The following is a 10212-nucleotide window of genomic DNA, read 5'->3' as shown; positions in this document are numbered from 1 at the left end:
TTAGCTGGAGGTATATAGAAACTGGTCACTTCGCCAGCATGTACACAGAAGGAGTGCACTAGTTGTCCTAAGCTAAGATCCCACAGATTCACTGAAAAGTCTGAGCTACCAGATAGCAGGTAATTAGGATTGTAGCGCGACTCGCGCGGGCGACACCGTCGTCATCAACTGCATGATGATCGAGGCCGAGATGTAGGGCATGACGTTCAAGGCAAAGATCGTCATGCGCTCCAGCGCGCCGCCGGAGAACATGTTGAACATCGACAGCACGCCGCCGGCCTGCTGCTGGAAAATGTCGTTCAGGATCGCCGGGTCGATACCGGGAATCGGAATGTAGGTGCCCAGGCGGTAGATGATCAAAGCGCCCAGGGTGAACCACAGGCGCTTTTTCAGTTCCGTCGCCTTGCCAAAGGCGGAGAAGTTCAGATTGCTGGCGAGTTGGTCAGCCGCAGATGCCATTCAGGGCTCCCTTGCCGGCCGTTTACTCGGCCGACGTCTCCTCGGTTTTGGCGGCGCGCGGCGCTTTCATCGTGACCGAACCGCCGGCCTTCTCAACCGCAGCCACCGCGTTCTTGCTGGCGCCGGTAACGTGAAGATCGACCTTCGCCGTCAGCTCGCCGCGCCCAAGAAGGCGCACGCCATCCAGCTCGCGTCGGATCACGCCGGCCGCCTTCAACGCTTCGGCATCGATCGGCTTGCCGGCATCGAGCTTCTTGTCATCGATCGCCTTTTGCAACCGGCCCAGATTGACCTCCGCATACGACTTGGCCGACGGGTTATGGAAACCACGCCGCGGCAGACGGCGGTAGATCGGCATCTGGCCGCCCTCGAACGTGGAAAGCGCCACGCCGCTGCGGGATTTCTGACCCTTGTGGCCACGCCCGGCTGTCTTGCCCAGGCCCGAGCCGATGCCACGGCCCTTGCGTTTGCGGGCATGGGTGGCGCCGGCGTTGTCGCGAATATCGTTCAGTTTCATGACCTTACTGCTCTCTATATCGGGTGCGTCAGACGTCTTCGCAACGCACCAAATGAGACACCTTGGCAATCATGCCGCGCACGGCGGGCGTGTCCTCAAGCTCGCGTGATCGGTGCAGCTTGTTCAGACCCAGCCCGACCAGCGTCTGACGCTGGTCCTTGGGGCGGCCAATCGGGCTGCCAATCTGGGTTACCCGCACTTTCTTTCCTGAGCTGGCTTTCGCCATGACTTAGGCCTCCGCGTACTCGGTGTTGCGACCCAACACATCGTTCACTTTTTTGTTGCGCTTGGAGGCAACCGCGCGGGGCGCGAGTGTGCGGCCCAGCGCATCAAAGGTCGCCTTGATGACGTTATGCGGATTGCCGCTGCCGGTCGATTTGCAGACGACGTCCTGGGCGCCCAGCGCCTCGAACACCGCGCGCATCGGACCGCCGGCAATGATGCCGGTGCCCGGAGGCGCCGACCGCAGGATAACCTTGCCCGCGCCAAACCGGCCCTTCACATCGTGATGCAGCGTGCGGCCCTCGCGCAGCGGCACGCGCACCATGTTGCGCTTGGCCTGCTCGGTTGCCTTGCGTATCGCCTCGGGCACCTCGCGCGCCTTGCCGGCGCCGTGGCCGACACGACCCTTCTGGTCGCCGACGACGACGATCGCGGCAAAGCCGAAACGACGCCCGCCCTTCACCACCTTCGCAACACGGTTGATGCTGACGAGCTTCTCGAGAAACTCGTTGGCTTCCGCATCGCGGTCGCCACCGCGCTGGCCACGTTGGCCGCCGCGCTGTCCGCCGCGATCTCGACCTGCCATTGCCATTTCTATCCTACCCTTCGCCTAAAACTTGAGGCCGCCCTCGCGGGCGGCATCGGCCAGGGCCTTGACCCGGCCGTGATAACGATAGCCGCCGCGATCGAACACGACGTCCGTGACGCCGGCCGCCGTCGCGCGTTCGGCGATCAGCTTGCCGACCTCGGCCGCGGCTTCGATGTTCGCACCGGACTTGCCCTTGGCGCGCACGTCCTTTTCCAGGCTCGACGCCGAGGCAACCGTGTGGCCCGCCAAGTCGTCGATGATCTGCACGTAAATGTGCATCCCCGAACGGTTGACCGACAGGCGCGGCTTGCCGTTCGCCTCGCGGCGCAGGCGCGCGCGAACGCGGCTCCGCCGCCGCTGGAATAGATGGTTCGCCGATTTCATCTCATCACCTACTTCTTCTTGCCTTCCTTGCGGAGCACGTACTCGCCCTTGTAGCGCACGCCCTTGCCCTTATAGGGCTCGGGCGGACGGTAGCCGCGGATGTTGGACGCGACCTGGCCGACTTGCTGCTTGTCGGCACCCGATACGACGACCTGCACCTGGCTGGGACACTCGATGGTCACGCCATCGGGAATCGGAAACTCGACATCGTGGCTGAAACCAAGCTGCAGGCGCAGGGTCTTGCCTTGGATCTGCGCGCGGTAACCGACACCCTGGATCTCCAACTCGCGCGAGTAACCGTCGGACACGCCGGTAATCATCGCTTCGATGTTGCTGCGCATGGTGCCCCACAAAGAGCGCGCGAACTTCGATTCCGACATCGGCTTGATGACGACCTTGTTGTCCTCGACCGCCACCGACACATCGGCCAGTAGCTGACGGCTCAACTCGCCCTTCTTGCCCTTCACCGTGATCGCGTCGGCGGCCACGTCGACCGTGACGCCGTCGGGAATGGTAATCGGGTTCTTGCCAACTCGTGACATCGTCTGTTCCTCGTCCAGTCCTCTTTCGCCGCGATCAAAAGACGCGGCAAAGCACTTCGCCACCCACATTGGTCGCGCGTGCCTCGTGATCGGTCATCACACCACGCGGTGTCGACACGATGGCAACGCCCAGACCGCCGTAGACGCGCGGCATATCCCGGGCACCGGAGTAAACTCGCCGGCCCGGTTTGGAAATGCGGCCGATCTCACGGATCACCGGCTCGCCTTCGTAGTACTTCAGCTCGATCACCAGTTGAGGCTTTTTGGGCTCGGTCTCTTCCTTGCGGAAGTCGCGGATATAGCCCTCGCGCTTGAGAACCTCGAGCACGTTTTCCTTCAACTTCGACGCCGGGCAGTTCACCGCCGACTTGCGCCGCAGGTGGCCGTTGCGAATGCGTGTCAGCATATCGCCGAGCGGATCTGTCATAGCCATCGCGTGCCCTCCTTACCAGCTCGACTTGACCATGCCGGGGATCTTGCCTTCCGAAGCCAGATCCCTGAGCGCGATGCGCGACATGTTGAGCTTACGGTGATAGCCGCGCGGACGACCTGTGACGCCGCAGCGGTTCTTGACCCTGACGGGCGAGGCATTGCGCGGCAGTTGCGCAAGCGCCAGGCGCGCCTGGAAACGCTCTTCCATCGGCAGCGCGCGATTGTTCGCGATCGCCAGCAAGCGCGCCCGCTTGGCCGCATAGCGCTTGACCAGCCGCTGGCGGCGCTTGTTCTTCTCGATGGCACTCTTTTTGGCCATGGCTTCTTCCTAACCCTTAGGCTTCAGGTTTGACGAACGGCATCTGGAATCCGTCGAGCAGCTCATAGGCTTCCTCATCGGACTTCGCCGTCGTGCAGATGATGATGTCGAGGCCGCGAATTTTGTCGACCTGGTCGTAGTTGATCTCGGGGAACACGATCTGTTCCTTCAAACCCATGGCGTAGTTGCCGCGACCGTCGAAACTCTTCGGGCTGACGCCGCGAAAGTCACGCACGCGGGGCAGCGCGATCGTGATCAGGCGATCGAGAAACTCGTACATGCGTTCACCGCGCAGTGTCACCTTGCAGCCGACCGGCATGCCTTCGCGCAGCTTGAACGTCGCGACCGACTTTTTGGCGCGCGTCACCACGGCGCGCTGACCGGCGATCTGGGTCAGGTCCTCGGCCGCCTTGTCGACGGTCTTGGAATCCGTGACACCGTCACCGACGCCCATGTTGATCACGATCTTGTCCAGCTTCGGCGCCTGCATCGTGTTCTTGTAAGAGAACTTCTCGACCAGCGCGGGCAGGATCGTCTCGTTGTAGTGCTGATGAAGCCTTACGGCAGCCATCTCATGCGTCCTTCTTAGGTATCGATCACTTCGCCAGACCGGCGCGCCACGCGCACCTTTCTGCCGTCTTCAAGCCGCTTGAAACCGACCCGGGTCGCCTTGCCGTCCTTGGGATCGGCAACCGCCAGGTTGGAGACGTGGATCGGCAGTTCCTTATCGACGATGCCGCCGGGATCCTGGGGCGACGGCCGCGTGTGCCGGCGCACCATATTGACGCCATTGACGATGGCGCGGTCCTCGTCCGGGAACATCTTCAGGACTTCACCCTCGCGACCGCGATCACGGCCGGCCAGGACGATGACCTTGTCGCCCTTTTTGATTCTCTGCTTCGTTGCCACCTAAAGTACCTCCGGCGCCAGCGAAATGATCTTCATGAAGTTCTTCGATCTCAGCTCGCGCGTGACAGGGCCGAAGATGCGCGTGCCGATCGGCTCGTTCTGCTTGTTGATCAGCACCGCGGCGTTGCGGTCGAAGCGGATCGCGCTGCCATCGGGCCGACGGATCTCCTTGGCGGTACGCACGATAACGGCGCGCACGACTTCGCCCTTCTTCACCGTACGGCCGGGATCGGCCTGCTTCACGGACACGATAATGACGTCACCGATCGTCGCCGTCTTGCGCTTCGAGCCGCCCAGCACCTTGATGCACTGCACGCGCTTGGCACCGGAATTGTCGGCCACCATCAGGTTGGTTTCTTGTTGGATCATCGGCGTGTCCTCAACTCAGTACGCGTGCTCAGGCCCCGTCGGAAACGACGGTCCAGCGCTTCAACTTCGACATCGGCCGGCATTCCTCGATACGAACGGTATCGCCCGGCTTGTAGGCGTTCTGTTCGTCGTGCGCGTGGTAGCGCTTCGACCGGCGAATGATCTTTTTGTACAGCGGGTGCAAAACCCGGCGCTCGACATTGACCACAACGGTCTTGTCACCGGACTTGCTGGTCACCACGCCTTGCATGACGCGACGGGGCATCTCGTTCTCTCTCCTCTTACGAACCGGCCCTGGCACGCTCGGCCAGGACGGTCTTGATACGGGCGATATCGCGCCGGACTTCACGGGCACGAGCCGTGTTCTCAAGCTGGCCCGTCGCCTGTTGAAAGCGCAGGTTGAACTGCTCCTTCTTGAGCGTCAGGAGCTCGTCTTTCAATTCATCGGGCGACTGGGCGCGCACATCGGCAGCTTTCATGACAACCTCCCTCAGTGCAGGCGCTGAATGAACTTGACGGGAATCGGCAACTTGGCGGCACCCAGGCGGATCGCCTCACGCGCGATATCCTCGCTGACACCGTCCAATTCGAACATGATCCGGCCCGGCTTCACGCGCGCCATCCAGAACTCGGGCGAACCCTTGCCCTTACCCATGCGCACCTCGGCCGGCTTGCTGGACACCGGCACGTCCGGGAACACCGTCACCCAGACACGGCCGGCACGCTTCATGTAGCGCGTGATGGCGCGGCGCGCGGCTTCGATCTGGCGCGCGGTGATACGGCCAGGCGCCTGCGCCTTCATGCCATAGGCGCCAAAGTTCAAGGACGTATAGCCCTTGGCGTTGCCGTGAATACGGCCCTTGTGCGCCTTGCGGTACTTCGTGCGTTTCGGACTTAACATCTAACTGCTCCGATCACATACGGGCCTGGCCGCCCTGGACTTCCAGCGCGCGCTTTTCCTGGGCCAGCGGATCGTGACCCAGGATCTCACCCTTGAAGACCCAGACCTTGATGCCGATGCTGCCATAGGCCGTGTTCGCGGTGACCCGGCCGAAGTCGATGTCAGCGCGCAGCGTATGCAGCGGCACACGACCCTCACGATACCACTCGACACGGGCGATCTCGGCGCCACCCAGACGGCCGCCGACATTGATGCGGATGCCCTGGGCGCCCAGACGCATGGCCGACTGCACCGCGCGCTTCATGGCACGGCGGAACGAGATACGGCGCTCCAGCTGCTGGGCGACGTTCTCGGCCACCAACTGGGCATCGATCTCCGGCTTGCGGATTTCGACAATGTTCACCGCGACCTCGCCATGGGTCATGCGCTGCAGGTCGGTCTTCAGCTTCTCGATATCCGCGCCGCGCTTGCCGATCACGACACCCGGGCGGGCGGTGTGAATGGTGATGCGCGCCTTGTTCGCCGGACGCTCGATCACGATCTTGCTGATGCCGGCCTGCTTCAGGCGGTCCTGGATGTATTCGCGGATCTTCAGATCCTCGTGCAGCAACCGCGCGTACTCGTCGCCTTCGGCGTACCAGCGCGAATCCCAAGTGCGGTTGATGCCGAGGCGAAGCCCGACCGGATTAACCTTGTGACCCATCAGTAGTCCTCTTCCGCTTCGCGGACGATGATCTCGATATTGCTGAACAGCTTGCGATAGGGATGCACCCGGCCGCGACCAGCGGGACGGAAGCGTCGCATCTTCAAGCTGGGACCGACCGAGGCATCGGCCACCACCAGGCGGTCGACGTCCAGGCCATGATTGTTCTCCGCGTTCGCAATCGCCGACTGCAACGCCTTCTTCACGTCGACGGCGATACGCCGGCGCGAAAACGATAGGTCTGCCAGGGCCTTGCTCACCGGCTTACCCCGGATCGACTGGGCGACCAGGTTCAGCTTTTGCGGGCTGATCGGAAGCGATCGCGCCATGGCGCGTGCCTCGTTGTCAGCTTGGCGGCGCGGTGCCGTACGCTTGCTCATGATCAGGCCCTCTTCGCCTTCTTATCGGCAGCATGGCCGTGGAACACGCGGGTCGGCGAAAACTCGCCGAACTTGTGGCCGACCATGTTCTCGGTCACCAGCACCGGCAGGTGTTTCTGGCCGTTGTAAACGCCGAAGGTCAGACCAACGAACTGCGGCATGATGGTCGAGCGGCGCGACCAGGTCTTGATGACCTCCTTGCGCCCGGACTCCCTGACGGTCTCGGCCTTCTTCAAGAGATAGCCGTCGACGAAGGGACCCTTCCAAACTGAACGTGCCACGTCGCTTCCTCCTACTTCTTCTTGCGCTTGCGCCGCGCGATAATCAGCGCGTCGCTGCGTTTCTTGGCGTGCCGGGTCCTCGCACCCTTGGTCGGCTTACCCCACGGCGACACCGGATGGCGGCCGCCGCTGGTGCGGCCCTCGCCACCGCCGTGCGGATGGTCAACTGGGTTCATGGCGACGCCGCGCACGGTCGGGCGCTTGCCCTTCCACCGGTTGCGGCCGGCCTTGCCAAGCTTGATGTTCTGGTGGTCCGGGTTCGACACAGCGCCAATAGTCGCCATGCACTCGCCACGCACCATGCGCATCTCGCCCGATGTCAGGCGCAGCTGCGCGTAACCCTGATCCTTACCGATCAGCTGCACATAGGTGCCAGCCGACCGCGCCAGCTTGCCGCCGCCGCCGGCGCGCATCTCGACGTTATGCACGATCGTGCCAACCGGGATGTTCTGCAGCGGCATCGCATTGCCCGGCTTGATGTCGACCCGGTCACCGGCGATCACCTTGTCGCCCGGGTTCAGACGCTGCGGCGCGATGATATAGGCCTGCTCACCGTCATCGTACTTCAAGAGCGCGATAAAGGACGAACGGTTGGGATCGTACTCCAGCCGCTCGACGGTGGCGCCGACGTCGAACTTCCGGCGCTTGAAATCGATCAGGCGATAACGACGCTTATGACCACCGCCACGATGGCGCGTGGTGATGCGGCCGTTGGCGTTGCGCCCGCCCGACTTCGTCAGGCCCTCGGTCAGTTCCTTCACCGGCTTGCCCTTATGGAGCTGCCGGCGATCGACCTGAACCAGGCCGCGTTGACCAGGCGTGTTGGGCTTATAGACCTTCAGCGCCATCTTAAACTCCCGACGTCACGTCGATCGTGTGACCTTCCTTCAAGGTCACGATTGCTTTCTTCATGCCGTTGCGCTGCCCCAGACGGCCGCGGAAACGCTTCGTCTTGCCGGCCTGGTTCAACGTGTTGACCTTGGCGACCTCGACCTTGAACAACGCCTCGACCGCCTTCTTGATCTCCGGCTTCGACGCGCGCCCGTCGACGCGGAACGTCACCTGGTTGTACATGCTGCCCTGGGTCGACTTCTCGGTCACGATCGGCCCGCGAATGACGTCGTAGTGTTTTTCCAAACTCATGACAGCCTCGCTTGCAGGGCCTCGACCGCGTCCTTGGTCAGGACCAGCGTATCGCGGCGCATGATGTCGTAGACGTTGGCGCCCATGCTGGGCACCACGTCGATGCCGGGAATGTTCGCCGCGGCCATGCACAGGTTGTCGTCAAGATCGCCGCCGTCGATGATCAGCGCCGACTTGACACCCATGTCACCCAGCTGTTTGACGAAGTCCTTCGTCTTCGGACTGGCCAGCTTGCCACTCTCAACGACAATCAGCTTGCCTTCGGCCTGCTTGACAGAGAGCGCCGTCTTCAGACCCAGCGCCCGGACCTTCTTGGGCAGTTTATAGGCATGGCTGTGCGGTACCGGACCGTGTCCGACCGCACCGCCGCGGAAAATGTTCGTCTTGCGGCTGCCATGACGCGCCCGGCCCGTGCCCTTCTGACGAAAGATCTTGGCAGTCGAGCCCATCACGTCGCCGGTCGATTTGGTGCTGTGCGTGCCGGCGCGGCGCTTGGCGAGTTGCCAGTTGACCACGCGCGCCAGGACATCGGCGCGCTCCGGCAGACCAAACACGGTGTCAGCCAGCTCGACCGAGCCCTGCTTTTTGTTGTCGAACGTTACGATGTCGGCCTTCATGGCTTACGATTCCTTGTTCTCATCGTCACCGTCGCCCGCGTCATCGCTGGCTTCCGGCTCCGCTGCCTCGGGGGCAGCTTCCTCGGTCGCCTCCGGCGCCGCGTCATCCGCAGCCTCGGCAGGCGCCTCATCAGCGGCACCCGCGCCGTCGTCGACCAGACCGGCCGGGAACGGCGCATCCTCTGGCAACGTGCCTTTAACCGCGTCATAGACCAGAACGTAACTGTTCTTGGCGCCCGGAACGGCGCCACGCACCAGGATCAGGCCTTGATCGGCATCGGTCTCGACGACCTCCAGGTTCTGGGTCGTCACCTTGGTGTCGCCCATATGACCGGCCATCTTCTTGCCCTTGAAGACACGGCCGGGATCCTGGCTGTTACCGGTCGAACCATGGGCGCGATGGGACACGGAAACACCGTGGCTCGCGCGCATGCCGCCGAAATTGTGGCGCTTCATGGCGCCGGCAAAACCCTTACCCTTCGAGGTCCCCGTCACATCGACCGTTTGGCCGGCGACGAAGTGGTTTGCCGCCAGCTTGGCGCCGACCGGCACCAAGGCGTCCTCGGTGACGCGGAACTCGACCAGACGGCGCTTAGGCTCGATGCCGGCCTTGGCGAACTGGCCGCGCACCGACTTCGTCAGGTGCTTCACCTTGGCCGGCGTCGCACCCACCTGCACGGCCGTATAGCCATGGCTTTCGGCGGTGCGCTGGGCGACCACTTGGTTGTCCTCAATCTGCAGCACGGTCACCGGCACATGACGGCCATCGTCGGTGAAGACACGGCTCATGCCCAACTTTCGTGCGATCATTCCGGTACGCATTGTTCCGGTCCCTAACCTAGAGCTTGATCTCGACGTCGACGCCGGCCGCCAGATCCAGCTTCATCAGCGCATCGACGGTCTGGGGCGTGGGCTCCACGATGTCGATCAGACGCTTATGCGTGCGGATCTCGAACTGCTCGCGCGACTTCTTGTCGACATGCGGGCCGCGCAACACGGTAAAACGCTCGATCCTGGTCGGCAGAGGGATAGGCCCTCTGACCTGGGCACCCGTGCGCTTGGCCGTGCCGACGATTTCATTCGTCGACTGGTCAAGCAGGCGATGATCGAACGCCTTCAACCGGATGCGTATATTTTGGCCCGCCATTTACGTTTTCTCCTGCTTATCCGCTTCCGGCCTACTCGACGATCTGCGCGACGACACCGGCGCCGACGGTGCGGCCGCCTTCGCGGATCGCGAACCTCAGGCCCTCGTCCATCGCAATCGGCGCGATCAGCTCAACATCCATCGTGATGTTGTCGCCAGGCATCACCATCTCGACACCCTCAGGCAGCATCACGTGGCCCGTAACGTCCGTCGTGCGGAAGTAGAACTGCGGACGGTAGTTCGTGAAGAACGGCGTGTGACGCCCGCCCTCCTCTTTCGTCAGAACATACGTCTCGGC

Annotated in this window: 22 protein-coding genes and 1 pseudogene; all 23 read right to left on the bottom strand. The window is 62.8% G+C overall.

All coding sequences use genetic code 11. The annotated features are described in order from the left end of the window. Positions 1-129 precede the first annotated feature (129 nt). A pseudogene (locus AAF563_24950) lies at positions 130-459 on the bottom strand (preprotein translocase subunit SecY). Positions 460-481: 22 nt separating this feature from the next. Then, positions 482-976, bottom strand: a complete 495-nt coding sequence (gene rplO / locus AAF563_24945; protein MEM7124547.1) for a 50S ribosomal protein L15 — start codon at positions 974-976, stop codon at positions 482-484. Positions 977-1004: 28 nt separating this feature from the next. Then, positions 1005-1202, bottom strand: coding sequence for a 50S ribosomal protein L30 (gene rpmD / locus AAF563_24940; protein MEM7124546.1), 198 nt, complete (start codon positions 1200-1202; stop codon positions 1005-1007). Positions 1203-1205: 3 nt separating this feature from the next. Next, positions 1206-1784 carry a 30S ribosomal protein S5 gene (rpsE, locus tag AAF563_24935; protein MEM7124545.1) on the bottom strand — a complete coding sequence of 193 codons (579 nt, stop codon included), beginning with the start codon at positions 1782-1784 and terminating at the stop codon, positions 1206-1208. Between the two features lie 24 nt (positions 1785-1808). Further along, positions 1809-2171: a 50S ribosomal protein L18 gene (rplR, locus tag AAF563_24930; GenBank protein MEM7124544.1), complete on the bottom strand. Its 363-nt coding sequence runs from the start codon at positions 2169-2171 to the stop codon at positions 1809-1811. An 8-nt stretch (positions 2172-2179) separates the two neighbouring features. Further along, on the bottom strand, positions 2180-2713 hold the full coding sequence (gene rplF / locus AAF563_24925) for a 50S ribosomal protein L6 (protein MEM7124543.1): 534 nt from the start codon (positions 2711-2713) through the stop codon (positions 2180-2182). Positions 2714-2747: 34 nt separating this feature from the next. Then, the gene (rpsH, locus tag AAF563_24920) at positions 2748-3146 is read right to left on the bottom strand and encodes a 30S ribosomal protein S8 (protein MEM7124542.1); all 399 of its coding nucleotides are present in this window, start codon (positions 3144-3146) and stop codon (positions 2748-2750) included. Positions 3147-3158: 12 nt separating this feature from the next. After that, positions 3159-3464 (bottom strand): 30S ribosomal protein S14, encoded by a 306-nt coding sequence (rpsN, locus tag AAF563_24915; protein ID MEM7124541.1) that lies wholly within the window; start codon positions 3462-3464, stop codon positions 3159-3161. Between the two features lie 16 nt (positions 3465-3480). Next, a complete protein-coding gene (rplE, locus tag AAF563_24910) occupies positions 3481-4035 on the bottom strand; it encodes a 50S ribosomal protein L5 (protein ID MEM7124540.1) in 555 nt (184 codons plus the stop codon). A 14-nt stretch (positions 4036-4049) separates the two neighbouring features. Beyond that, complete coding sequence (gene rplX / locus AAF563_24905; GenBank protein MEM7124539.1) at positions 4050-4373, bottom strand: 50S ribosomal protein L24; 324 nt, start codon at positions 4371-4373, stop codon at positions 4050-4052. Then, positions 4374-4742 carry a 50S ribosomal protein L14 gene (gene rplN, locus AAF563_24900; protein MEM7124538.1) on the bottom strand — a complete coding sequence of 123 codons (369 nt, stop codon included), beginning with the start codon at positions 4740-4742 and terminating at the stop codon, positions 4374-4376. It lies immediately after the preceding gene. Between the two features lie 28 nt (positions 4743-4770). Continuing rightward, entirely contained in the window at positions 4771-5007 is a 237-nt protein-coding gene (gene rpsQ, locus AAF563_24895) for a 30S ribosomal protein S17 (GenBank protein ID MEM7124537.1), read from the bottom strand. 16 nt (positions 5008-5023) lie between these two features. Next, complete coding sequence (gene rpmC / locus AAF563_24890) at positions 5024-5221, bottom strand: 50S ribosomal protein L29 (GenBank protein ID MEM7124536.1); 198 nt, start codon at positions 5219-5221, stop codon at positions 5024-5026. Positions 5222-5232: 11 nt separating this feature from the next. Beyond that, complete coding sequence (gene rplP, locus AAF563_24885) at positions 5233-5643, bottom strand: 50S ribosomal protein L16 (GenBank protein MEM7124535.1); 411 nt, start codon at positions 5641-5643, stop codon at positions 5233-5235. Between the two features lie 13 nt (positions 5644-5656). Then, on the bottom strand, positions 5657-6346 hold the full coding sequence (gene rpsC / locus AAF563_24880) for a 30S ribosomal protein S3 (protein ID MEM7124534.1): 690 nt from the start codon (positions 6344-6346) through the stop codon (positions 5657-5659). Continuing rightward, on the bottom strand, positions 6346-6726 hold the full coding sequence (gene rplV, locus AAF563_24875; GenBank protein MEM7124533.1) for a 50S ribosomal protein L22: 381 nt from the start codon (positions 6724-6726) through the stop codon (positions 6346-6348). Before rplV ends, rpsC begins: the two co-directional genes overlap by 1 nt. Before the next feature lie 2 nt (positions 6727-6728). Then, positions 6729-7007, bottom strand: coding sequence for a 30S ribosomal protein S19 (gene rpsS, locus AAF563_24870; GenBank protein MEM7124532.1), 279 nt, complete (start codon positions 7005-7007; stop codon positions 6729-6731). Positions 7008-7018: 11 nt separating this feature from the next. Continuing rightward, entirely contained in the window at positions 7019-7855 is an 837-nt protein-coding gene (rplB, locus tag AAF563_24865) for a 50S ribosomal protein L2 (GenBank protein ID MEM7124531.1), read from the bottom strand. A 1-nt stretch (position 7856) separates the two neighbouring features. After that, positions 7857-8150, bottom strand: a complete 294-nt coding sequence (locus AAF563_24860; GenBank protein MEM7124530.1) for a 50S ribosomal protein L23 — start codon at positions 8148-8150, stop codon at positions 7857-7859. Continuing rightward, positions 8147-8767 carry a 50S ribosomal protein L4 gene (gene rplD / locus AAF563_24855; protein MEM7124529.1) on the bottom strand — a complete coding sequence of 207 codons (621 nt, stop codon included), beginning with the start codon at positions 8765-8767 and terminating at the stop codon, positions 8147-8149. The genes AAF563_24860 and rplD overlap by 4 nt, the downstream gene beginning before the upstream one ends. A gap of 3 nt (positions 8768-8770) precedes the next feature. Then, on the bottom strand, positions 8771-9589 hold the full coding sequence (gene rplC, locus AAF563_24850; GenBank protein MEM7124528.1) for a 50S ribosomal protein L3: 819 nt from the start codon (positions 9587-9589) through the stop codon (positions 8771-8773). A 16-nt stretch (positions 9590-9605) separates the two neighbouring features. After that, positions 9606-9914, bottom strand: a complete 309-nt coding sequence (rpsJ, locus tag AAF563_24845; GenBank protein ID MEM7124527.1) for a 30S ribosomal protein S10 — start codon at positions 9912-9914, stop codon at positions 9606-9608. Between the two features lie 31 nt (positions 9915-9945). Continuing rightward, a partial coding sequence (tuf, locus tag AAF563_24840; GenBank protein ID MEM7124526.1) for an elongation factor Tu occupies positions 9946-10212 on the bottom strand: 267 nt, incomplete at its 5' end.

Source organism: Pseudomonadota bacterium (genome assembly GCA_039028155.1).
Classification (GTDB): domain Bacteria; phylum Pseudomonadota; class Alphaproteobacteria; order SP197; family SP197; genus JANQGO01.
This window is presented reverse-complemented; position numbering and strand designations above follow the sequence as displayed.